This window comes from Paraburkholderia phenazinium (genome assembly GCF_900141745.1).
GTDB classification, from domain to species: domain Bacteria; phylum Pseudomonadota; class Gammaproteobacteria; order Burkholderiales; family Burkholderiaceae; genus Paraburkholderia; species Paraburkholderia phenazinium_B.
Window position 1 is genome coordinate 3778527 of sequence record NZ_FSRM01000002.1, and the last position, 23638, is coordinate 3802164.

General features: G+C 60.9%; 22 protein-coding genes. 5 read left to right on the forward strand and 17 right to left on the reverse strand.

Going from position 1 to position 23638, the window contains the following annotated elements:
• Positions 1–82 precede the first annotated feature (82 nt).
• Positions 83–1048 (forward strand): LysR family transcriptional regulator, encoded by a 966-nt coding sequence (locus BUS06_RS36825; protein ID WP_074269152.1) that lies wholly within the window; start codon positions 83–85, stop codon positions 1046–1048.
• A gap of 33 nt (positions 1049–1081) precedes the next feature.
• On the opposite strand, the gene BUS06_RS36830 is transcribed toward BUS06_RS36825, so the two are convergent.
• The 4 genes from BUS06_RS36830 to BUS06_RS36850 all read right to left on the reverse strand — a co-directional run bounded on the left by BUS06_RS36830 (position 1082) and on the right by BUS06_RS36850 (position 6135).
• The gene (locus BUS06_RS36830; protein WP_074269153.1) at positions 1082–1291 is read right to left on the reverse strand and encodes a hypothetical protein; all 210 of its coding nucleotides are present in this window, start codon (positions 1289–1291) and stop codon (positions 1082–1084) included.
• Positions 1292–1709: 418 nt separating this feature from the next.
• Positions 1710–2342, reverse strand: coding sequence for a response regulator (locus BUS06_RS36840; protein WP_074269155.1), 633 nt, complete (start codon positions 2340–2342; stop codon positions 1710–1712).
• Complete coding sequence (locus BUS06_RS36845; protein WP_074269156.1) at positions 2339–3967, reverse strand: hybrid sensor histidine kinase/response regulator; 1629 nt, start codon at positions 3965–3967, stop codon at positions 2339–2341. Before BUS06_RS36845 ends, BUS06_RS36840 begins: the two co-directional genes overlap by 4 nt.
• Positions 3964–6135 carry an ATP-binding protein gene (locus BUS06_RS36850; protein WP_074269157.1) on the reverse strand — a complete coding sequence of 724 codons (2172 nt, stop codon included), beginning with the start codon at positions 6133–6135 and terminating at the stop codon, positions 3964–3966. Before BUS06_RS36850 ends, BUS06_RS36845 begins: the two co-directional genes overlap by 4 nt.
• Between BUS06_RS36850 and BUS06_RS36855 the strand changes: the two genes are divergently transcribed.
• Positions 6095–7126 carry a substrate-binding periplasmic protein gene (locus tag BUS06_RS36855; RefSeq protein ID WP_143787715.1) on the forward strand — a complete coding sequence of 344 codons (1032 nt, stop codon included), beginning with the start codon at positions 6095–6097 and terminating at the stop codon, positions 7124–7126. The two genes, BUS06_RS36850 and BUS06_RS36855, sit on opposite strands and share 41 nt — an antisense overlap.
• A 30-nt stretch (positions 7127–7156) precedes the next feature.
• Here BUS06_RS36855 and BUS06_RS36860 read toward each other — a convergent pair whose 3' ends face one another.
• The 9 genes from BUS06_RS36860 to BUS06_RS36900 form a co-directional block, all read right to left on the reverse strand.
• The gene (locus tag BUS06_RS36860) at positions 7157–7465 is read right to left on the reverse strand and encodes a hypothetical protein (RefSeq protein WP_074269159.1); all 309 of its coding nucleotides are present in this window, start codon (positions 7463–7465) and stop codon (positions 7157–7159) included.
• A 177-nt stretch (positions 7466–7642) separates the two neighbouring features.
• Positions 7643–8404, reverse strand: coding sequence for an ABC transporter permease (locus BUS06_RS36865; RefSeq protein WP_074269160.1), 762 nt, complete (start codon positions 8402–8404; stop codon positions 7643–7645).
• Complete coding sequence (locus tag BUS06_RS36870; RefSeq protein ID WP_074269161.1) at positions 8401–9327, reverse strand: ABC transporter ATP-binding protein; 927 nt, start codon at positions 9325–9327, stop codon at positions 8401–8403. The genes BUS06_RS36865 and BUS06_RS36870 overlap by 4 nt, the downstream gene beginning before the upstream one ends.
• Before the next feature lie 105 nt (positions 9328–9432).
• Entirely contained in the window at positions 9433–9975 is a 543-nt protein-coding gene (locus BUS06_RS36875; protein WP_083611760.1) for a PaaI family thioesterase, read from the reverse strand.
• 279 nt (positions 9976–10254) lie between these two features.
• Positions 10255–10620, reverse strand: coding sequence for a response regulator (locus BUS06_RS36880; protein ID WP_074269162.1), 366 nt, complete (start codon positions 10618–10620; stop codon positions 10255–10257).
• A gap of 43 nt (positions 10621–10663) precedes the next feature.
• Positions 10664–11203 (reverse strand): hypothetical protein, encoded by a 540-nt coding sequence (locus tag BUS06_RS36885; protein ID WP_074269522.1) that lies wholly within the window; start codon positions 11201–11203, stop codon positions 10664–10666.
• Positions 11204–11214: 11 nt separating this feature from the next.
• Positions 11215–11937 carry a methyl-accepting chemotaxis protein gene (locus BUS06_RS36890; protein ID WP_074269163.1) on the reverse strand — a complete coding sequence of 241 codons (723 nt, stop codon included), beginning with the start codon at positions 11935–11937 and terminating at the stop codon, positions 11215–11217.
• 49 nt (positions 11938–11986) lie between these two features.
• Positions 11987–14371, reverse strand: a complete 2385-nt coding sequence (locus BUS06_RS36895) for an ATP-binding protein (protein WP_074269164.1) — start codon at positions 14369–14371, stop codon at positions 11987–11989.
• A gap of 294 nt (positions 14372–14665) precedes the next feature.
• Positions 14666–14866: a hypothetical protein gene (locus BUS06_RS36900; RefSeq protein WP_254369064.1), complete on the reverse strand. Its 201-nt coding sequence runs from the start codon at positions 14864–14866 to the stop codon at positions 14666–14668.
• 146 nt (positions 14867–15012) lie between these two features.
• Between BUS06_RS36900 and BUS06_RS36905 the strand changes: the two genes are divergently transcribed.
• The 3 genes from BUS06_RS36905 to BUS06_RS36915 all read left to right on the forward strand — a co-directional run bounded on the left by BUS06_RS36905 (position 15013) and on the right by BUS06_RS36915 (position 18224).
• Positions 15013–15528 carry an arsenate reductase ArsC gene (locus BUS06_RS36905; protein ID WP_074269165.1) on the forward strand — a complete coding sequence of 172 codons (516 nt, stop codon included), beginning with the start codon at positions 15013–15015 and terminating at the stop codon, positions 15526–15528.
• Positions 15529–15721: 193 nt separating this feature from the next.
• Positions 15722–17146 (forward strand): inorganic phosphate transporter, encoded by a 1425-nt coding sequence (locus BUS06_RS36910; protein ID WP_074269166.1) that lies wholly within the window; start codon positions 15722–15724, stop codon positions 17144–17146.
• Between the two features lie 70 nt (positions 17147–17216).
• On the forward strand, positions 17217–18224 hold the full coding sequence (locus BUS06_RS36915) for a lysylphosphatidylglycerol synthase transmembrane domain-containing protein (RefSeq protein ID WP_074269167.1): 1008 nt from the start codon (positions 17217–17219) through the stop codon (positions 18222–18224).
• Positions 18225–18268: 44 nt separating this feature from the next.
• Here BUS06_RS36915 and BUS06_RS36920 read toward each other — a convergent pair whose 3' ends face one another.
• The 4 genes from BUS06_RS36920 to BUS06_RS36935 all read right to left on the reverse strand — a co-directional run bounded on the left by BUS06_RS36920 (position 18269) and on the right by BUS06_RS36935 (position 23422).
• Positions 18269–19018: a glycosyltransferase family 2 protein gene (locus tag BUS06_RS36920; RefSeq protein ID WP_074269168.1), complete on the reverse strand. Its 750-nt coding sequence runs from the start codon at positions 19016–19018 to the stop codon at positions 18269–18271.
• A 228-nt stretch (positions 19019–19246) separates the two neighbouring features.
• Positions 19247–20707: an N-acyl-D-amino-acid deacylase family protein gene (locus BUS06_RS36925; RefSeq protein ID WP_074269169.1), complete on the reverse strand. Its 1461-nt coding sequence runs from the start codon at positions 20705–20707 to the stop codon at positions 19247–19249.
• A gap of 10 nt (positions 20708–20717) precedes the next feature.
• Positions 20718–22184, reverse strand: coding sequence for a M81 family metallopeptidase (locus BUS06_RS36930; protein WP_074269170.1), 1467 nt, complete (start codon positions 22182–22184; stop codon positions 20718–20720).
• Positions 22185–22195: 11 nt separating this feature from the next.
• Positions 22196–23422, reverse strand: coding sequence for an MFS transporter (locus tag BUS06_RS36935; protein WP_074269171.1), 1227 nt, complete (start codon positions 23420–23422; stop codon positions 22196–22198).
• Positions 23423–23638 lie beyond the last annotated feature (216 nt).

Genomic DNA, 23638 nt, shown 5'->3' on the forward strand with positions numbered 1-23638 from the left:
AGGACCATCGGTTAGAAAAATATACGTGGCTGTTATTTCGTCAGCAATTCCCAAATTGTTGGATCAGGCATAACATCACGTCATGCCCAATCTCCGCCGCAAACTCCCCAGCGCCAATGCCCTGTTCGTGTTCGAGGCCGCGGCGCGGTGCGGCAACTTCACGCGTGCCGCCGAAGAGCTATATGTCAGCCAGCCGGCCGTGAGCCGCATGCTGGCGCGCATGGAAGACCACCTTGGGGTGCAACTGTTCGAGCGCGTGCGCGGCGGCATCGAACTGACCGAGAACGGCAAGATCCTGTATCGGAAGATTTCGGAGGGGTTTGGCGGGATCGAATCCGCAATCCGCGAAATCGAGGCCAGGGCAACCGGCATCGAAACGGTGACCCTCTCGGTTTCAACCGCTTTCACCACACATTGGCTGATGCCGCGCATGAACCGCCTGAACCAGGCGTTTCCGGGCGTCGATCTGCGTTTCCAGCTGATTTCAGGCCGCATTGGCGGGCCGCTCGTCGACGTCGACCTCGGTATGCGCTTCAGGACCGACGAAGAAATCGACGAGCACTCGGCTCTCGTGATGCCGGAAGTCCTGCTACCGGTATGCAATCGCCGCTATCACGAGCAACTGTTGCTGGACGCCGGCAGTCCGCACGACGACACCGTAATAAACATGGATGACGGCGAACGCGGCTGGCAGGAACGTTTCGCCGCGTTCGCCGAGCATCAGCGCAGGGCCGCGACCATGCTGAGCTTTTCCGACTATGCAATCGTGGTGCAGGCCGCCTTGCTGGGCCAGGGAGTCGCGCTGGGCTGGTTGAACGTGCTGTCGCACTGGCTGGCCGACGGTGCGCTGATCCCAGCTGAGCACGAACTGATCGTGACGGACCGGCGCTGCTGTCTGGTGTGGCCGGCAAGCCGTCCGTTGCGCCCGGTAGTGGCTGCGCTGCGCGACTGGATCATCGAGGAAGTGCATGCCGACATGATTCGCGTCGACGCGGCCTACCCCGATCTGTGCCTCGCAGCCACGCTGCGCAATGGTAAAGCGCTTTAGCGGCAGCGCCGACGCGCGCCGCTAACCGTAAGCTCAATGCATCACGCCGAAGATCACATCCGCGCCTTCCACCGGTGTGAGGCCGACCTTGAAATACCCTTCGAGCCGGTCCGCAACCGCTTCGTCGAGCGTAAACGGCGGCCGGATAAAGCCGACCTTGACCGCATGTTCGTACCACGCAGTGATCCACGCGCGCAGGTCGACCACATACTGCGGCAGTCCGATATATTCGTCGTAAGCCATGATCTCTCCTTCCCCTTGGTCATGCCATCAGGCGGCTAACCGGCCAACGCTCATTGCAGGCTGGCGATTCGCTGGCGGGAAAACATGCCAGCTGCCGTCGTCATGGCGGAAGAAAAACAGGGTGACTGGACCACTCGGGCAGTTCGCTTCGATGCACACCCGGCAAATGCGGCCGGATTGCGAACGTTGTGTCATCAATACGCGGAGCGGTTGGGCGCTGGCCGCACCAAGCCACTTCTCGACCAGAAAACGCAACGACCTTTCCGCAGTACTCATAGCCCCTCCGAGGTGCCCATGAAAGCATCGTAGGGTCAACGGAAATGCACCTGTATCGGGAGTGGCGGATGTTGGACGCCGGATCGGCTGATTCTCCGCTCAGGATTTCCCTAATAATCCTTAGACATTTAATGCGCGCTGGCTACTCGGCGGCCAGACCGTGCCTGATCGCATAGCGGATCAGCTCGGCGTTGTTCGCAAGACCCAGCTTTTGCATGAGACGCATCTTGTGAGTACTGATGGTTTTCGCGCTGAGCGCGAGGGCCTCGGCGATGTCGTTGATGCTTTTGCCCGACGCCAGCATCTGCAGCACCTGAAATTCGCGGTCGGACAGAATTTCGTGCGGCGGTGCATCGCCCGAGTGCGTCTCGAAGATGATCGCGTCAACCAGCTTCGGGTCGATAAAGCGGCCGCCGCTTGCCAGTTTGCGAATCGCGGTAAGCAGGACCTCGGGATCGCTATCCTTCGTCACATAGCCGGTCGCGCCCGCGCGCAAGGCCCGCGACACCACCTGAGCCTCGTTGTGGATGCTCAGCACCAGCACCGGCAACGAAGGCTGCTCGGCACGCACGCGCCGGATCAGGTCGACGCCGCTGATGCCCGGCATGGTCATGTCGAGCAGCAACAGGTCGATCACGCACGTGCGCAGCTTGTCGACGACTTCGGAGCCTTGTGCCGCCTCTCCGTTCACGACGATGTCGGCGGTCGTCGCGATGATCTGCTTCAGTCCGCCGCGCACGATAGCGTGGTCGTCTGCAATAAGTATCTTGATCATGTGTGAGGTTCTTCGTCTAGCGGAATGTGAATCGAAACTGAGGTACCTGTACCGGGTGAACTGTCGATCAGCAGCGAGGCGCCAATCAGGCGGGCGCGTTCGCGCATGCCAAGCACACCGTAAGAATCGCCTTTGCGCGCTGCATCCTGATCGAAACCGCAGCCGTCGTCGCTCACGTGCAGATCGAGGCCGTTCGCGGAGCGCGTTAGCGTAACGTCTGCCCTGGTGGCGCGGGCATGGCGCGCAACATTCGTGAGCGAGGCCTGAACGATGCGAAATACCGCCGTTGCATGAGCATCCGGAAGCACAGGCTCGCTGCCGTTGATGCGAAACTGGCAGGGAATGTTGTTACGCCGGCTGAAATCTTCAACCAGCCACTCGAGCGCGGAAACGATGCCGAAATTGAGCGCAGCGGGCCGCAGATGGCTCGCCACGTTGCGCACCATCCAGATGGTCGTTTCAACCAGTTCGCGCATGTCGTCGGCCTTTTTCGCCGCATCCGAGTCGCCAGCGAGCCGCATCTTGAGCAGCGAGACATCCATTTTCAACGCCGTGAGGAGTTGCCCCAGTTCGTCGTGAATCTCCATCGCGATGCGCTTTCTTTCTTCTTCGCGAATCGCTTCCATGTAGGCCGACAGCTCGCGTAGCTGTTCCCGCGATTCGAGCAGCGCCTGTTCGATGCGCTTGCGCTCCGTGATGTCGTTCAGGCCGACGTAAATGGCGGGCGCCTCGTTGTAGGTCGCCACGCGGGCCGTCGCCATCGCCCAGAATACCGAGCCATCTGGCCGCGTGAACTGAATCTCGCTGTTGTGAAAACTCCCCTCGCGCTGCAAATGATCGACCAGGCTGTCGCGCTCCAGCGGATCGGCGTAAAAGTCCACGACATTCGCAGCGTCGTTGAGCAGGTCGAGTCCGAACAGTTCCTGGAACGGCCCGTTCGTATAGAGAAGCTGCCCGCCCGGCATCGAGGTAATGCACAACGGCACCGGGCTCGTCTCGACAATCGCACGAAAACGCGCCTCGCTCGACAGCAGTTTCGCCTCGGCGCGTCTGCGCTCCTCGACCTGCGCCAGCAGACTCTGGTTCGCCCGTGCCAGTTCGGCGGTGCGCAGCGCGACGCGCCCCTCCAGCTGGTCGCGCGCACGCGATAATGCTGCCTCGGCCTGCTGACGCACCGACACCTCCGCGAGCAGTTGCCGGTTCTGCACAACCAGTTGCTTGTGCATCGTTCGCAGTGCGAGATGTGTGCTGACGCGCGCGATCATTTCCTCTACGTGTACGGGCTTGGTCAGGTAATCGACGCCGCCCGCAGAAAATCCTTCGACCATGTCCTCGCTGCCGGTACGCGAGGTCATGAAGATCACCGCAATGTCGCGGGTGCGATCGTCCATCTTCAGGCGCCGGCAGGTTTCGAAGCCGTCGATGCCGGGCATCTTGACGTCGAGCAGAATCAGATCAGGTTGCGAGAACTGAGCGCGCTCGAGCGCTTCCGCGCCGTCGAGCGCGACAAGGACGCGAAAGCCGCGTTCAGTCAGACTGTCGACGACGACGCCCAGATTGGCGGGCGTATCGTCGGCGATGAGGATGGTGGGCTGCTCGCTGAGTTGGCCCGTTGTGTCGCTCATGGTGCCGGCCTTTGCACAAGATTTTGTTCGACCAACTCAAGAATCGCCTTCGACTGGTAGCCCTTCGCCAGTAGACGCACCTGCTCCGCGAATGGGGCATAGCGTGCGTCGAGTGCCGCGACGCGCTCGCTCCAGAGCGAAATTTCCCTCATGTCGCCATGCCGGGCGAGGCGGTGCAACTCGTTCATTTCCTGCGGCGGCACGGCAAGACTCGCTTCGGACAACGACACGCCCTGTTGCGCCGTTGCGGGTGCCGTCGCCGGTGCTGTTGCATACGTCCACTCCAGGCCGAGCAACGCCGCGATCTTCTCAAGCAGCCGGTCGAAATCGACTGGCTTCGGGAGAAAGGCATTCACGCCGGCGTCGAGGCTCCGTTTCTCGTCAGTGCCGGACGGACTCGCGGACACCGCGATGATCGGCACATCCGCAATGCCCGGCGACTGGCGCAGCCGCTGGGTCACTTCGAGGCCATCCATGTCGGGCATCACGATGTCTGTAACAACCAGCGACGGCCGCTCGTGTTGGGCCTGTTCAAGCCCTTCACGGCCGGTCGCCGCTTCGACGGTGTCGAACCCGAGCCGCTCGAGCAAAGTAATGACAACCGCACGATTGACCGGCACGTCGTCGATCACCAGCACCTTCCTGCGCGGACCGTCGTAGCCCGTCACATCCCGAGCGGGCGGCGCAGTCACCGGGGCGTCCGGCAGCGCGTGCGCTGCCGCAAGCTCGAACCAGAACAGGCTGCCTTCTCCAACCCGGCTCTCGACGTGAATCTCGCCACCCATTGCGCGGACGAACTGGCGGCTGATCGCAAGACCCAGCCCGGTGCCGCCAACCCGGCGCTCGGGCCGGCCGACCTGTTCAAAGGGCTCGAAAATCGTCTCCAACTGCTCAGCGAGCATGCCGACACCCGTGTCCCGTACCTCGAAGCGCACTGCCCGCGGCCCAGCCCTCATGATATGCAGACTCACGCTGCCATGGTCCGTGAATTTGACGGCATTCGCGAGCAGATTGAGCAGCACCTGGCGCAGGCGCTGTCCGTCTGCACGCACGCCGGCAGGCGCATCGCCGGCGATTTCGCAGATGAAATCCAGACCCTTCTGCTCCGCCTTCACGCCGATGATCTCGCGCAGCACGTCAACCAGCCCCGCCAGCGGCACGTCGCCGATCTGGACGCGCAATTTGCCGGCTTCGATCTTTGCGAAGTCGAGCGTGTCGTCGATCAGCGTCAACAGGTGTTCGCCACTGCGCTGGATCACCGCGACACCTTCGAGCTGCCGCTCGCCGAGCGCGGGGTCACGCCGCAAGATCTGGGCGTAGCCGAGAATGCCATTCAGCGGCGTGCGCAATTCGTGGCTCATGTTGGCCAGGAATTCGCCCTTGGCGCGATTCGCCGCCTCGGCGGCCTGGCGTGCCTCGCGCTCCCTCGCGGCCGCGCGCTCCTCGAGATACGCACGATGCAGCCGCGCGCCCATCGCGTTGAACGCCGTCACCACGCGATCGAGTTCATCCGGCGCGTCGGGTGCCCGCCGTTGCAGGCCAAGCGGCTGCGGCGTCTCGTGAAAGTCGTAGTCGCCGACACCGCTCGCGATCGCAGCAAGATGCCGCGTCACGAGCCGGGACAGGATGTAGATTGCAAACAGCGAAACGAGGAACGTATTGGCCGCCTGGCTCACCAGAATGAGCAGCGCCGTATGCGTCAGTTCGTGGTACAGATTAGCCAGAGTGGCCTGGACATAGAGCGTGCCGATCCGCTGATCCTTGCCCTGCACCCGGTAAAGCAGCGGAAATTCGCGGGCTATTGCCGGACCAGCCGTGCGCCGCCCTGCCGTCACGATCATCGGCGCGGCACCCGCACCGGCTTCGATAACCTCGGCGGCGCAGATATCTTCGAGACGCAGAATGCCGTCCAGCTCGATTTGCAGTTGCGGCTGATCGAGCCGCCAGAGCGCCTCGCCGACGCCGCCGCTGTAGCTTCTGTCGATGTCCGCGAGACGATTTTGGACCCGTTCGATTCCTCGGTCATAATCACGGTAGAGTTGCAACGCAGTCAGCAAAAGCGTGACTACGCAGCTGAAAAGGAATACCGTCGCGAGAAGCCGCAGAACCACGCTGTGGCGAAAGCGATTGAGTGAACTCCACCATGCGCCGAACGTGTTGAGAGCCATATTCCCCCGCGAGTGCCCTGGTTCTCGTTTTCCCTATTCTGCACTCGTTGCCGATCCGCGGTCTACCCATAGAGCGCCGGGTAGCAGCGCGCCACGGCGCCGAAGCGCCCTCTCGGTGGTGCGTGGCCTCGCCGCGGGGCTGCTTGTCTGCGCTGCGACCGTCCTGCCCGCGTTCGCCCTGGATACCGTCAAACCGCTAAAGTCTGATGAATTCCGGGTTCGCTACGCCTACCCATTCGAACTCCTTACGGAAGTACTCAAACGTACGACGCCAGCCTACGGCCCTTACGTCGAAGAGCCCTACACCGAAACCATTTCGGTCGCGCGTTCGCATGAAGAAGCCCTGAAGGGCGACCGTATCAACATCATGATCAGCGATGCAGGGCACAAGGAATTCGACGAGGACATGATTCCCGTTCCGTTCCCGATCGACAAGGGACTGCTCGGCTACCGCGTTGCGCTGATCGACTCGGATAACCAGTCGAAGATCGACGCCGTTCAGACGCTCGAGCAACTCCGCACGCTGTCGGTCGGCCAGGGAAGCAACTGGGGCGACGTCCGCGTCTATGAATACAACCATGTGCCCGTAAGAACTGCACAAACCTACGAATCGCTTTTTCTGATGCTTTTACATGGACGTTTCGACCTGTTTCCACGGGGCGTCACGGAAGCCCCGGGGGAAGTACTTGCCTATGGCCCTCAGTATCCGCGCCTCGTAATAGATCGGCACCTGCTGATCCGCTACCCGTTCGCGCAGTTCTTTTATGTCAGCAAGTCGGAGCCGCGGCTCGCCGCCCGCATCCGCGATGGGCTCGAGCAGATGAAAAAAGACGGCAGCTTCGACGCGTTCTTCAACCAGCACTTCGCCCGGCAACTCATCGATCTCAAACTGCCGGATCGTACCGTCATCGAGCTCAAGAATCCGTACTTGCCGGCATGGGTTCCGTTGTCGCGCAAGGATCTCTGGTTCGATCCCAATTCGCTGCGCTAGCCGGCTTGCCAGCCAGTCAGATCATGCAGATCAGCCGGCCATGGCGAGCGTATCCGGTACCGAGGCGTGTAACAGGACCTCGTCCACCAGATCTGCCACATTCAGCAAGGTCCGCTCGACCGCGCCACCTAGCATTTCACTGTGGGTTTTGCGCAGTTCCCATAAAGTCTCGCCGAGCCTGCGAATCGATGCAGGCTCGCTATCGGTCAATGGCCAGCAATGCAGCAGATACGCCAGCGAGGTAACGTTTCGCTGCTCACACCATGTGTCGAACAGATGCATGCAGATCGAGTTGATCTGCTCCACTGCATTTTCGCGCTCGGACAGATAGGGGAACATGGCGCACCAACCGGATAAACGATTTCGATATCCAATGCTAGGCGCGCGGTCAGCGGGTTGCAGTCAGGAAGCGTGGAAAATGCCCGACATGGATGCTGAATCGCGGGTCAGGAAATCCTTAATGCAACGCGACAGGGTCGATAAGGCTGAATCGCCGGACCGGAGCATAGCAGACCGTCAGCTCTTCAACCGGTACCCCGTCTTGAAGATCCACGCGACGATAACCAGAAAAATGGCCAGGAACAGCGCGGTCATGCCGAGACTCACCGCGACGTCCACATCTGCCAAGCCGTAAAAACTCCAGCGAAAACCACTCACCAGGTACACGATCGGATTGAACAGGGTCACGATCTTCCAGAACGGCGGCAACATATTGACCGCATAGAAGCTTCCGCCGAGAAACGTCAGCGGCGTGATGATCAGCAGCGGCACGAGCTGCAGCTTCTCGAAACTGTCCGCCCAGATGCCGATGATGAAACCAAACAGGCTGAACGTCACCGCGGTGAGCACCAGAAACAGCACCATCCAGAACGGATGCAGCACTTGCAACGGCACAAAGAGCCCGGCAGTAGCGAGAATGATCAGTCCCAGCAGAATCGATTTGGTTGCTGCCGCACCGACGTAGCTCACCACGATCTCGAGATACGAGACCGGCGCGGACAACAACTCGTAGATCGTTCCTGTGAACCGTGGAAAGTAGATCCCAAACGACGCGTTCGAAATGCTTTGCGACAACAGCGACAGCATGATCAGCCCCGGCACGATGAACGCGCCGTAAGTGATGCCGTCCACTTCCTTGATGCGCGAGCCGATTGCCGCGCCGAACACGACGAAATACAGCGAAGTGGAAATCACCGGCGCAATAATGCTCTGCATCAGCGTGCGCCAGGTGCGCGCCATTTCGAACTTGTAGATTGCGCGGATTGCGTAAATGTTCATTGATCACCTCTCAGCAGACTGACAAAGATGTCTTCGAGCGAACTCTGCGTCGTCTGCAGATCCTTGAAGCGAATGCCTGCGTCTTCCAGCGCTTTGAGCAAGGCAATGATGCTGTTTTGCTCGCGTTCCGTGTCGTAGGTGTAGATCAACTCGTTGCCATCCGCGGAGAGCGTGAGGCGATAGTCGGCGAGCGCAGGCGGCACCTGTTCCAGCGGACTTTCGAGTTGCAGTGTCAGTTGCTTCTTGCCGAGCTTGCGCATCAGTTCGGCCTTGTCTTCGACCAGCATGATCTCGCCCGCGTTGATCACGCCGATGCGGTCGGCCATTTCTTCGGCCTCGTCGATATAGTGCGTGGTGAGAATGATGGTCACGCCGCTCGCGCTCAGCGAGCGCACCAGTTGCCACATGTCGCGCCGCAACTCGACGTCGACACCCGCCGTGGGCTCGTCGAGAAACAGCACGCGCGGTTCATGCGAAAGCGCCTTGGCGATCAGCACACGGCGTTTCATGCCGCCCGAAAGCTGGATGATCTTGTTGTTACGCTTTTCCCATAGCGACAGGTCCCTGAGCACCTTCTCGATGTACGCAGGGTTCGCCGGTTTGCCGAACAGTCCGCGGCTAAAAGAAACCGTGGCCCAGACCGTCTCGAACGCGTCGGTAGTGAGTTCTTGCGGCACCAGCCCGATCAGCGAACGCGCCGCCCGGTAAGCAGTGCCAATATCATGACCGTCCACCACCACGGAGCCTTCCGACGCCTTCACGATGCCGCAAATGATACTGATCAGCGTGGTTTTGCCGGCACCGTTCGGTCCTAGCAACGCGAAGATCTCGCCACGGCGAATCGATAGATTGATGTTTTTAAGCGCGTGGAAACCGGAAGCGTAGGTCTTGGAGAGATTCGTGACAGAGACGACAGGCTGCATGGAGGACAAGGGTACGGACGCAGCTGCCGGTTGGGTTTGCCGGGCCGCAGCCCGGAGAGATGTTTCGGAATCGATGATGATCCTCGCAATGTAAAGGGAAGCGCGTTATCGCTGGGGTATCTCGAACACGAGACAGGTCGTCGTAGCATGCGCATACAAGGTGCCGTCGGGCCCGACCAGGCGCGCTTCAGCGGTTGCCAGTTGGCGGCCGCAATGAATCACTTTGCCCTCAGCACGCACACGTTTTACGCGGGGCGTCAGCCCCTTCACGTAGTTCACGCTGAGTTCGGCCGTGGTATAGCCTCGTCCAGGCGGCATCTTCGTGTGTACGGAACAGCCGAGTGCCGAATCGAGCAGCGTGGCGACCCAGCCGCCGTGAATCGTGCCGAGCGGGTTCAGATGCTGTGCCCGCGGTTCACCCTGAAACACGCAGCCGCCGTCACTGACTTCCACAATCGTGAAGTCCAGGGTCTTCGCTATCGCTGCGTAGGGTACTTCGCCGCGCAGCATGGCCTGCAGGAATTCCAGCCCGGTTTTGCCGGCAACCTGTTCGGGGCTTGCCAGTCCGGGGCCCGGTCCCGCTTCCAGCCGGCTCACAATCTCCGCCTCCTCGGCGAGCCATGTCTCGATCACTTGTTCGGATGTCACTGCAAATCTCCGTGTTTTATTGATGTTTCGCGCGGGCTGGGGCCGCTCGGCCGCCCTCCGCGCGCGCCATCTTTCGCTCCAGACTGGCGCGCATCGCCGGCCATTCGGTGTCAATGATACTGAAGCGCACGGAATTTCGCTTACGGCATGGCGTAACCCCGCCATCGCGGCGAGGGTGTTAAAGCGCTCCCAGGAAATGAGAGACGCAAATCCGCGGCCATTGCGGCCGCGGCAATCCAGGCGTGCGGAGACTAAGCGCCCCTGCACACCCGGTGTCAATCAGCTTGCCAGCTTCCTGAACGTTTCCAGCACGGCATCGCCCTTGAACGGCTTGACGATCCAGCCCTTCACGCCCGCTGCCTTGCCGCGTTCCTTCATCGCCGGGCTGCTTTCGGTGGTCAGCATGATGACGTTGACCGTGCTGTTGCCGAGTTCACCACGAATCTTTTCGACCATCGTCAGGCCGTCCATGTTCGGCATGTTGACGTCGCTGATCACGAGCCTGATGCCCGGATTGCCCTTGAGCTTGGTGAGGCCGTCCTTGCCGTCCACTGCCGTATCGACGTCGAGACCATTTTTCTTCAGGAAGCCGGCTACCTCGTCACGCACCGTGCTCGAGTCATCCACAACAAGAATTTTCGACATGTCTATTTCCTATGGCATCGATCAAAATAAGTCGAGGCCGGTTTCAAAACAGTTCAAGTTCACCGCTGGTATCTTCGAGCGCGCTCGCTTCGGCGACAAAATCGATCGGCGCATGCGCACACATGCAAATCGTCGCCCCCAACCTGACGGCATCGTTGATCGACACGGAATACGACGCCAGAAACTCCGGCTTGAGCGCCTCCAGATAGGGCCTGCAACGTGCGCTCAGCACATAAGGCGTCGACATGCCCAGATCCGGAAAGTACTGGAGCAACTCCTGATTCACGGCTCCACAGCACAGATTGCAGATCTCAAGAAACACTTCCAGGAAGGGACGCTCCGACTCTTCTCTTAGGAAGTAGCCTTGCGTACGCTCGTCTTCATCGTACTGAAGAATCAGCAGCAGACGGAACGCAATTCCGGAGATCGTCAGGATAACCAGGTTGCCATCGGACAGGCTGTGTGCGCCATGCGCATCCGCCGGGACGATCTCGCAGACGTCGCTCGCCTCCATCGTCAGGCGCGATCTGATCGCCCTGAAGAAGATGTGTTCAACGCTTTCCTTTGCATGAGCACTGATCACGTCGATACCCACTAGTGAAGCGTTGCCTGAAACTGGTTGGCCAGCGACTCGACACTCGAGAGCGACGCGGCAATCATCTTGCCGCCTGCCTGGATGTCCTGGAAGGTCGCCGTGGTCGTCAGGTCGTTTCTATGCAGACTGTCGCGGTAACTCTTCGACAGCTCTTCCGAGCGCGCAGCGAGTGCCCGCACTTCACTCGCTACCACCGCGAAACCACGGCCTGCCGTGCCCGCACGGGCCGCCTCGATCGACGCATTCAACGAAACGATCACCACGTGACGAACAATCGAAGACAGCTCGTGGTTTTTCGTGTGCATGTCCTGGTTCTGCGTCATCAGCGAGATCATCTGTTCATGCCAGCGTTCGAACGTGCCCGCCAGACCTTTGAGGCGCGCGGCTTCCGCCGCAAGCTGAGCGGCCTTGTGCCCCAACTGGTCCTTGCTGTCGAGCGCGGCCTTCAGCTCCGTGCGCACTGCGTCCGCGCTGTCCGACTGCGTCTTCAGCTCGTCGCGCAACTGGGCGAGCGTGGCTTCGAGTTCCTGCATGTGTTGCTCGTGCACGCCGATCAACTCGCGTTGCGCGGCGCTCGCCTGCGATAGCGTTGCCGTCTGACGATCTGCTTCCGCGCGCAAGCGGTGCACCGCCCTGGCGCTCGCCAGGCGGTACGCGGCCAGTGCCACGAGAGCGGTGACGGCGCTGCCGGCCAGCGCTGCTACTAGAACCTGTTGAATCACAGCCAATCCTTCCGAATGTCAATTACAGTGAGCGGCAAGAGTCAGCCGCTCAATCGGCCAGCGTATCGAGTTCCAGCTGGTCCGCATCGCCGCGTGTCGGGATGCCCGCGGTATCGACCGCGAGGCTCGCCGGCAGACTCACGATGGTCTGGAACTGGCGGAAACCGGCGCCCTTGTGGTCGTCGGTGAAGCGCAGGGCGATGCTGCCGTGCTCACGCCTGAGGAAGTCGCGCACAGCGTCCATACCGACACCGCGGCCCGATACTTCGGTAACCTTATCGGCCGTCGAGAAGCCCGGACGGAAGATCATCTCGGCGATTTCCTCGTCGCTCAGCTCCTGATCGGCTGCAATCCAGCCCTTCTCGAGCGCCATGCCGCGAATCCGCTGCAGCGCGAGGCCGCGGCCGTCGTCGCTGAGCGTGATCTGCACCGTTTCCCCGTGCATGCCCACTTCGATATTGATCGCGCCCGCGGCGGGCTTGCCTTGCGCAGTGCGCACGTCGGCGGTTTCGAGACCATGGTCGACGGAATTGCGCAGCAGGTGCATAAACACGTTCTTCAGCGCACCACCCGCCTCACGCCGCAAGCGGTAGCCGTTGTCGTCAATCTGCACTTGCGGCGTTGCCTTGCCTAGTTCCTGCGCCAGCGACGGCAGCGATTCGAGCACGCCCGACAGCGCCTCGCCCACGCTTTCCGTACCGAGAATGCGCAAAGCCTGACGCACGTTGTGGCGCATCGACTGGAGAGCGTGCAGATCGTCGGCCTTCGCGGCTTCAAGCAAACGCAGGCTCTCCTGAATATGCGCGATGTCGACCATCAGGAAACGCTCCGCGCTTTCGCGGTGGCTCGCACCCTTGCGGCCAAGGCTGACTTCGTTGATCGTCGCGTAGCTCTCGACAGCGGCGCGCACACGGGCCAGTTCCTGCATCAGACTGTCCTGATCCCACGCCTCGTGCACCTCTTCCGAATGACGCAGTTCGTGATAACGCTGCTCAGTCTCGTGCACGATGTTGGTCAGATGCTGCAGGTTGTAGGTCCGCGCGTTGCCCTTGATGGTGTGCATGTTGCGGAACAGCTCCGAGATCGCTTCGCGGTCCGCCTGCGAATGCTGGCGAATGATGCGCTCGTTCTCGTTGATAAAGCCCGCGGAGCTCTCGATGAAGTGATGGAACTTCTCTTCGCTCACCGCCAGAATTTCGCCGATCATCTCCAGCTGGCGCCTCTGCTCGCCGGCCTCTGCCGCGAGCTTGCGCAACTCGGTGACGTCGCGAATGCACAGCATCAGACGCACGATCGTGTCGCTGTCGTCGGTGATGGCCGACCAGTTCAGATCGAGAATCTTCACGCGGCCATCGGGCATGCGCTTCGAGATTTCGGTGACCAGCAGGTGTTCGTTGAACGCAAAGTTGATTGCATCTTCGCCGAGACACGCGAAGCTCGCGGCATCGACTTGCGACAACACGTCCGCGCCGAGATCGGTATCCGCGAACACCAGGTCCATCAGACTGCGGCCCGCAATGTCGTTGGTCTCGAAGATCGCTTCCAGATAGGCGGAATACTCGGAGTGGACCACCGCCCCTTCCACCACGGTCAGAATGCCCTGCTGCATGTTCTGCAACATCGCCTGAATGTCCGCGGTCTTCTGCTTGAGTTGCAGCGAGCTTTCCTGAATCTTCTCGATCATGCCGTTGAACGCCACGATCGAGTGACCGATTTCGTCCATGCGGCCCACCGGCACGCGACGAGTGAAGTCCTGGCTCGATGCGATCTCGCTCATCATCTCCTGCATGCGGGTCAGCGGGCGCGTGATCTGGCGATACAGCAGCGACCCGATCGATGTCAGCAGGATGATCGCAATACCCGTGACGATTGCAATGGCGGTCGTGGTCGTCGCCAGCGTACCGTTCAGCGTGGTGATGGCCTCGTCTTTCTCGCGGTTCTTCTCGATGCGCAGCGTCTCGACGATGCCTTCGAGCTCGTCGCGATACTGGGCCACATTCGCGAACAGATACGCTTGCGCCAGCTCGTTCTTGCCGGCGGCCTTCATCTTGGCGGTGTCGTCGATTGCCGAGAAATAGTTCTCGAGGCTGTCGGCCGCCTGGGATACGAGACCCTTCTGCGCCTGGCTGGCGGCGTCGTGCGCCTGCAAGGCAAGCGCCTGCTGCAAGGTCGCTTTCTTCTTCGTGAGTTCGTCCTGAGCCTGCGCGACGACGTTGCCGTCCGGCGCATACACGAGCGTCATGATGGCGAGCTGCACGTCCTTAACCTGAGAGACCAGATCGGCCGAGGCGAGCGCGCTAGGCACTACCCCTTCTGTGACCTGCTTGACCTCGGCGGCGCTGTGCCGGGTCTGATAGACCGCATAGCCGCCGATGGCGGACAGTGCGACGAACATCAGAATTACCAATAGCGTGATGCGATGACGGATAGTCATTTATGCAAATCCCCGAGGTCTAGCGTGTGATTTTTGCTCTTCATGAGAGCCGCCCGACCTTGTTGTGTTGGTCGGAATTGTCGGGCGCCACGATTATCGTAGACCGCATGTGACAGATCGATGACTAAAGATAGCGCCCTGATTTAAACGCCTAAGAAATTAAAGCAGAATAAAACGTAATTATTGCGAATCTTGAATATGCGCAATTTATTTAGGATTTCCCTAAAGTTTTTTCGCTTGATGCCGTTAATACTTCGCCCTTTGCTTTCCATGCGTCGCGTACGACGTCACGATCTAGCTCAGCACCCTCAGGCGGCGCCACCGCGTATCCATGTCTTTCAGCAGAGCGATGTAGCTCACGGCGCGCTCGGTACCGAGGCTCGCGCTCGCGGCTTCGTTGGTCTCATTCCACAATCGCTCGAAGCGATTCGCCGCCTCCAGTCTCGCAAGCGGCTGGTTCAACAGAACGACAAATGCAAAAGACAGTTCTTCCACGCTTCGATGCATCTGTGAATGCACCGACATCGATTTGGCAAAGTGATTCAAACGGCCCTCAAGCGTTAGTTGTCATAGGTACGCAAAACTCCATCAGCACAATTCTCAACAAAGATTGTCACCAGAATATTACGGGGGTAGTTCAGATGAGCCGGAAATGCAATGTGTTGTTCCTGTGCCGCGCGAATTCCGCGCGCAGCGTCATGGCCGAAGCGCTGCTTCGCGAGCTCGGCGGCGAGCGTTTTGAAGCGTTTAGCGCCGGCATTGAACCAGCTGACGACGTGCACCCCCTCACGCTTGCACAACTACGCCCCACGATAGGCGATCTCGGCAGAGTGCGGCCAAAAAGCTGGAACGTCTATACGAAAGCAGATGCACCCGTGATGGACGTGGTGATCGCAATGTGTGAAGAAGCCGGCGAAGCGCATGCGCCCGCGTTTCCCGGCAAGCCGATCTTCTGCGAGTGGAATTTTGCGGACCCGCTCGCAGCAGGCAGCGACGACGCCGAGCAAAAGCGTGTCTTCGAACAGGTGTTCCGGCAGATTCTGCGTCGCATCAGCGTGTTTGTTGCGCTTCCGCTGCACTCGATGCAAGCATCCGAACAGCGGCTCGCGGTCAATTCGATGGACGAACACGCGCCGCCCTCGATTGCAGTCGAGTAAGCACCGCACCACGAGCGGAAATGAACCCTTCGCAGGCATGCCGCGTGCTGCCGCAGTCGTCGCACGGTGCAAAAGCAGCGCACCGTCGCTGACTTAAAAGGTTCATCGGGGCAACCTAGGATGAAACGTTCGCACTCACGGAGCAGCCAGCCGACATCCGCGACTTTGCCCCCCACCGCTTCCGGGAGTGCAAATGCTCGTTCACTTCATGCCGTCATCCGGCATCGTCGTCGCCATGCTGGTCGTCTGTCTCGTGATGGTGCTGGCATTCGAGGCGACCAACGGTTTCCATGATTCCTCCAACGCGGTCGCCACCGTCATCTACACGCAGTCGCTCAAACCTGGCCAGGCCGTGATCTGGTCCGGTCTGATGAATTTTATCGGGGTGATGGTGGGGGGAATTTCTGTCGCCTATGCGCTCGTCGAAATACTGCCGCCCGATGTGTTGACGCCACCGGACGGTTCGCCCGCCGTCCCGATGCTGGTGTCGATTTTCGCGGCGGCCCTGTTCTGGAACATCCTGACGTGGGCGTTTGCGATACCCAATAGCAGTTCACATTGCATCATCGGCGCGCTGATCGGCGTCGCGGCAGCCGACGCGCTGATCAAGGCGCGCAGCATGACGCAAGGAGTGGACTGGAAGCAGATCGTGATCGTACTGAAGGGGCTTGCCATTTCGCCGATACTGGGCCTGCTGCTGGCTGGCGGACTGTACGGCATCATGCGGCTCGTGGTGCGGCGCGGTCATCTGTTCGAAACACCGAAGGAAGGCCAGCCACCGGTCTGGTGGCTAAGAGGGCTGCTGGTTCTCACGTGTACCACGGTCAGCTTTTCGCACGGCACCAATGACGGTCAGAAAAGCATTGGCCTCATCATGTTGACGATCATCGGTCTGCTGCCGGCTGCATACGCGCTCAATCCACAGGCCACCGGTCAGATGACCGAACTCAGCCAGAACGCGGCAGCCGCAATTCCACTGATTCAGCGCTATGGCGACGACGTCAAGGATCAGGCGCTGAAGTCCGCGACCTTGCTGCAAAACGCCGGCCCGCAACTGGCCAGCGAGGCGCACGAACTCAAGACCCACGACGATTCTGCGAATTCACCGCAAACGGTGGCGGTGCGGGCACAACTGCGCGGAGCCGTGTACGATGTGCTCTCGGAACTCAAGCACGTCGGCGAGCAGAACGGTGCCAGCAAGGACGAGAAGGCGCAGGCAACGGATCTGCTGAAGAAAATGGGCCCGCCGGTGCAATATGCGCCATGGTGGGTTCGTGTGCTAAGCGCGCTATGCCTGGGTATCGGCACGATGATTGGCTACAAACGCGTGGTACGTACGTTGGGCGAACGGCTCGGCAGGCAACATATGACGCCGGGCCAAGGGGCCAGCGCGGAACTGGTCGGCTCGGTGCTGATCGGCACGGCTGGATTTACTGGACTACCGGTCAGTACAACTCACATCATTACGTCGGGAATTGCCGGCACGATGGTAGCGGGTGGCCAGGGTGTGCAAGGCGGTATGCTATGGCGTATCGCACTCACCTGGCTGGTTACCTTGCCTGTCACGATCCTGCTTTCCGCATGTTTATTCTACTTCCTTGCGAACCCCAACTTCTGACGACCAACACGCGCGCGGTGCCGGTTCCGCGCAACGCTCCGAGCCCCCGGCGGGGACCTGGGCGAAACTCATGACGCGACTGCACATACGTCATGCGGCAACCACATTGGCCGTACTCGGCGTCGGACTCGCAATGGGTGCGCCGTTTATCCTCGGCGCGCATGACGTGCTGACCGGCTTACGCAGCGTCTCCCTGCAGATCTTTGCGGTGCTGGCGGCAAGCGCCGCGCTAAGCGCTGCTGCCAAGGCGGGAAAACTGCATCTGATGCAAGGCGCGCTTGGCCTGCGGCTACGCTTCCTGCGCACGCTAACGATTACCGTCGTCACCGATTTCGCATTTCTCGTCTCGCCGTTGGGCGCAGCGGGCTACGGCGTGAATATGGGCCTGCTGCAGCGTTCGGGAGCCTCGTGGGCACTCGCCACCACGGTGGTCGGCGCGGACCAGGCGTTAGACCTGACGTTCTTCGCGGCCGCCGTGCCGCTCTCGTTGCTGCTCGCGCTCGGACCGCTCAGTCAGGTGACGCCGAACTTCCCGTTATCCACCGTCCTCACCGTACTGGCGGCGCTCGCGATCGTCGTGGCTGTGCTGTGGCTCTGCCGCCGCCCCGCCGTCGCCGCGCTCGACGCAGCGGGGCGACGCATCGTATGGCTGCGGGCGCGGCGCGCGCGCTGGACCCGCTTTCGCCAGAGCGTAGGGCGGCAATGGGTGCTGCTGCTGACGGGGCCGCGCTGGCGTCTTGCAGCGCTGCTGGTGTTGACCACCTTGCAATGGCTGCTTCGTTACAGCGCGCTGTGGTTCATCCTGCATGAACTCGGCTATCGCTTGCCACTTGGCTTCGTGCTGGCGGTGCAGGCCGTCGTATTGCACGCGGCGCTGTGGACAGGCGTGCCTGCCGGAGGCGGCAGCGGCGATCTGGCGCTGGCCGCCGCATTCGCGCCATGGGTGCCGCGCGCGGCCATGGCGACCGCGCTCGTGCTGTGGCGCTTTGCGACGCTCTATTGCCCGTTACTGCTAGGCGCTGCAGGCTTTATCGCGCTGGCGTGGCGCCGCCGCGGTGCCGTACCGCTCGCACAATAGAGTGCCGGGCACCACGTCAAAGCCAGGCGCTTTCTCAAAGACCCTTACGCGGCCGTATCGCGCGGCTTTCTGATTCTTACCGAAAGCCGAGCGCGGCCCGGATGATCGACCCGCAGGACAAATAGCTGCAGCGTCTGGGTAATCAACGCAAGTGGGTAGGTCACCTTCAGCAGATCGGAGATCATGCGCCACTCGGCGCGCACGCCCTTCCAGTAGCCGAGCTTTTCGGTCTTGCGCGCCTGCGTGACGTGCGGCCAATGCGTGACCGCAATCGAAAGCCGGCGCGAGATGATGCGCCGGTTCATGAACATTTCAATGCCGAAGCGCGGCAAGCCATGGATTTCCTTGAGCGCTTCGTCGAGCAACTGCTTTCTGACGACGCGCTCCCCGGAGACGAAATCAAGGCCGATAAAGCGAAACAGCAGCAGGCTGTTCTGCCGCAGGCTCATGCTGACGTCGGCGCATCCACTCAGGACGGGGGCGGCCAACGCGCTGATGTGGTCGAGTGCCAGGCCCTTCAGATCGGCATCGAGCAGCATAAGCCACTCGTGCTCCGCGGCTGCTATACCCACAGCCATCGCCGCGCTCTTGCCGCGGTTCTGCGCGCATTGGATCAGTCTGACCGAAGGAAAGCGCCTGACGATGTCGGCCGTGCCGTCAGTCGAGCCATCGTCGACGACGATGACTTCGGCTAGCAGCGGATGGACCGACGCCACCGCCAGCACCGCAGCGATACGCGGTGCTTCGTTATAGGCGCAAATGATGCATGAAACCCGGTGACCTCTAGATGGCATAGAAAATAGTCGTCGTATTGCGGGAGGGGACAGCCCGGTCAAGCGGACCTGGCGAACGGCAGACGTCCGATTTTGACCGCGTTTTATGACCGTTTCATCTGCTTCACGATTGCCGAGCAGAGAACCACATGAAAAAGTCGTTAGCGTGACAAGCGAACGAAAAATGCGTGAATCATGAAGAGCCCGTGCCTCCATTACGCCGCATCGTGCACACCCGCTCCCCCCGCTTTACATTCGCGTAAGCACCCGACCGTTGCGTGCGCCGCGGGGCGCGCCATGCCGCCAGGTCAGCATGCCGTTGACGATCACCGCTTCGATGCCTTCGGCGGTCTGGATAGGGTCGTCATAGGTCGCGCGATCGCGTACCGTGGCCGCATCGAACACGACGACATCCGCATGCTTGCCCACTTCGATAGTCCCGCGATCCTTGAGGCCGAAGTTTTTGGCGGTCAGTCCGCTCATCTTCCAGACCGCCGTTTCAAGCGGAAATAGACGCACGTCACGACTATAGTGGCCTAGCACTCGCGGGAACGTTCCCCACAAACGCGGGTGAGGCTTGCTGCCGCCAGCGAGGCCGTCGGAGCCGATCATCGTGTCCTCGAAGGCCATGATGTTCCTGACGTCGCCCTCGTCCATGCTGAAATAGACCGCGCTTGCCGGCTGCAGACGCTGTGCGGCTTCCACACGGCTTACTTTCCATTCGTCGGCAATCTCGGCAAGCTCGCGTCCCGAGTATTCCGGGTAAGGCTCGCTGGTCGCGATCACGACACGCCCCTGTAGTTTTTCCTCGACCGTATGCAGCATCGTCGAACTGGCGGTGTACGGATAGCAATCGAGCGCGACGCATTGGCACTGCATTGCGGCACGGATCAGCGGCAAGGTTACAACCGACTTGCCGAAGTTCGCTTCCCGCATCAGTTTGTGGTGCGAAATGACGACACGTACATCCAGCGCCCGGCCAATGGCAAAGGTTTCATGCAGAGAATCCACACAGCCTTCCGCCTCGTTGCGCATGTGCGTCGCGTACACGGCGCCGGTGCCCGTCAGCGGACGGCACACCTCGATGACTTCCGAAGCAGGTGCTAGCGCTGCGGGCGGATAGTAGGTACCCGTCGATACACCGATTGCTCCCGCGTCTAACGCTTCGCTCAGCAGGTCGCGCATCGCCGCGATCTCTTCATCAGTGGCCGCGCGATCGAGCGAGTCCATTGTCATCACGCGCAACGTGGTGTGTCCCACCATGGCGGCGACGTTCACCGAAGCAGGGGCCGCGCGTAGCGCATCGAGGTAATCGGCAAACCGCCCAAAAGCGGATGCCGTCGACGGGTCGCGTTGCTGCAGCAGACTAAGCGGTAAAGGCAGCGCCATGTTCGCTTTGAGTGGTGCGAGGCTAACGCCGCAATTGCCAGTGACCACGGTGGTCACGCCCTGCGAGATCTTGCAGATCATCTCGGGGTCGGACAGCACGGACTCGTCATCGTGAGTGTGCGAGTCGATAAAACCCGGCGCTACAATGTTGCCACCGGCATCCAGGTCAGCACGCGCGGCTTGCCCGGACAGATCGCCGATGGCAACGATCATGCCGTCGCGAATGCCGACATCCGCATCGAAGCGCGGACGGCGCGTGCCATCGACGACCGTGCCGCCGCGAATCACCAGGTCGAAAGGACGCGGAGTGTGCTCGCTCATAGTAGGGGTCTCAGTTCAATGAACCTGATTCAGGTTGCTCAATCGGCCACTTCGGATACCTGATCTTTCCATAAGTCAGCGCATTCCAGTCCGGACTAGCAGAACCCGGGGCGCCGACGTACAGGATATCCTCAGCGATCGTCGCAAACGACGCATGAAAGTGCTGTGCCGACTTGACCACCACAATCCGCTTGCTGGACAGGTCACACTGAAGTTGCGTGAACAGATCCACATTCATGGCCTGGCCGCGCAACGTGTTGAGGACGATCTCGATGCCCTCCATCTCGATCAACGCGCAATCGCCCATTTGCGTCGGCGTTCCGCCATTGCCGGTCATTTTCAGGTCGCGCATGAGCGCCTTGACGACACAGCGGCCGTCCACCGGGTCGCCCGACAACGGTCCGATCTTGCCGCCTATGCGCATATCGAGCCGCGAGCCGACGCCCGCGTCGAACGCAATACTGACCGCAACAGGATCCCATAGCGGACCGAGCGCCGCATTGCGGATACCGCGTTCGAGCATGCGCCGCAGGATAAACGTGGAATCGCCTGCCGCGCCGCTGCCGGGGTTATCGGAGCGGTCTGCCAGCACCACTGGCCCGCGCGGCGCAACCGTGGCCCGGTCGAGTGCGGTGTCGATGTCGAGATAGCGCACCAGCAGCGTGTCGCGCATCGCCACCAGATCGTCGGCCAGTTCACGCGCAAGTTGCTGCGCCGCCTGCGCGTCGCCGTCGGCATAGACGAGCACTTTCGTGCCCATGTCGGGTACGTCGCCGGTTGCAAAACCCTGCACGATCGAAACAGTCAGAATGCCGTTGTGGCCTTCGAGCGACTGGATGCGCGCGACCAGCGAACGCCCAGGTTCGCGCGTCGTGTGAATCGGCACGACCATATCGCAATCGATCACCGCTGAAACCGGCGCGATCTCACGCTGTGCGAGACGCCTGCATAGATCGGCCAGTTCGTAAGCGCGCTCGAGGATGTCGGTATGCGGATACTCCTTGTACGCCACGAGCACGTCGCTATGCGCGATCATCGCTTCGCTCAGGTGAGCATGCGGATCGAGTTCCGCGCCGATCACCACACCGGGCCCGACGATTTCACGCACCCGCGCGAGCAGATCGCCTTCGCAATCGTCATAGCCGTCGGCGACCATTGCCCCGTGCAGGCCGAGCAGCACGATATCGACGGGCAACGCGGCGCGCAGGTCGGCCAGCAATTCGTCACGCAGCGACTCATAAGCCTCGCGCGTGACGGTGCCGCCAGGCTGCGCCGAGGCAACCATGCCTTCGATCAGCGTCCAGTCATAAGCCTGCGCGCGTTGCCGTGCAGCCCACAGCGGTCCACCAAACGACGACATCTCGGCAGGATGGCAACCCGCTGGAAAATAGCGACGCTCCTTGAATGCGGCGAGGCCAGTCGGCATCGGCGCGAAGGTGTTGGTCTCGGTCGCAAGACTGCCGGTAAACACACGCATCGGATCTCCTTTCACGGACTACCCGCCAACGGACGAACCGCAACGGCGCGGGCCGGGTTCCACGTCGCCGACACAAGCGTCGCCAGCACCCCGGAAACCAGCAACAGCCAGAATGCCGCAAGATACGAACCACCGCTCGCGGCAATCAGTGCGCCCATCGCGACCGGGGCAATCGAATTGCCCAGTTGCCCGCCGAAGTTCATCAACCCCGTCGCACTGCCGATCAGATGCTCCGGGAAGTGGCGCAACGGCGCGGAAAACACCGTGGCATAGACAAAGTTGAAGGCCAGCAGAAACAGCGTCCAGTACATGACGAGCAGCGCGATCGAGGTAGTCGTGATCATCAGCGCAAAGAATACCGCGCTAAACAGCGCGCCAAGCAGCATGAAGACGCGCTCGCGCCCGTTGCCGTACTTGTCGAGCAGCACGCCAACCGCATTGGTCCCGGCGAACGCAATGAGGTTGGGAACGGTCGCGGCGAGACCGATGTGCAGCAGATCGATCCGGTACGCTTTCATCAGATAGGAGGGCATCCACGACTGCACCCCGACATACAGCATGCTAGTGAAGAACCAGATTGCCGTCAGTTTCCATGCCATCGGCGTGCGCAGCAACGCGCTCCACGAAACGCGTGAACGGTCTGCTGCGCGCTCGCGCTGGCTCGCCATGCCGCTGCGCAGCGCGAACCACAGAATCAGTGCTACACCCATGCCGACCACTGCGAGGATATGAAACGAACCACGCCAGCCGAGCCGTGCAACCGTCAACCCGATCAGGCCCGAACCCGCAGCATTGCCGAGAAACACGGTGGAAATCAGAAACGACTTGGCGCGCGCTCTTTCCGGCTTGGGAAACACTTCGGCCACCGTCACCGAACTGGCCGGCGAGAAGCTGCCCTCGCCGACGCCGAACAGAAAGCGAATGACGAGCAACGAGCCGAACGACCATGCCATGCTGGTAGCGCCCGTAAACACCGACCACATGACAATGCACAGCACCACGACAATACGCGAGCCGAAACGGTCCGACAGCCAGCCGCCGGCCAGCTGCATCAACGCGTAACTGATGTAGAACGCGCTGAGCAGCATGCCGGCTTCACGCGCATCGAGCGAAAGTTCGTGGCCGATCGGAATGATCGCCGTGCTCATGAGGATGCGGTCCGCGTACCCCACCGCCCAGGCAAGGAACAACCCCGACAGGCACGCCGCCTTCTGTGAGCTGGAGAAACTGGCTTCCACGCAACCTCCTTATGTACTACGGATTGATCCGGTGTGGCCCGGACTGCGGTGTTGTTCTGTTCATTGCAAGCTTCATTGCGAGCCGTATTGCGAACCTCACTGCAAACTATATGAACCGCGCCGTGCTGCGCCCAATGAAAATAAAACGCTGTAATATAACCTCGGGCTATAGGCGCGTCATCATGCGGGCCTCACGTTACTCCACAGGAGCCTCGG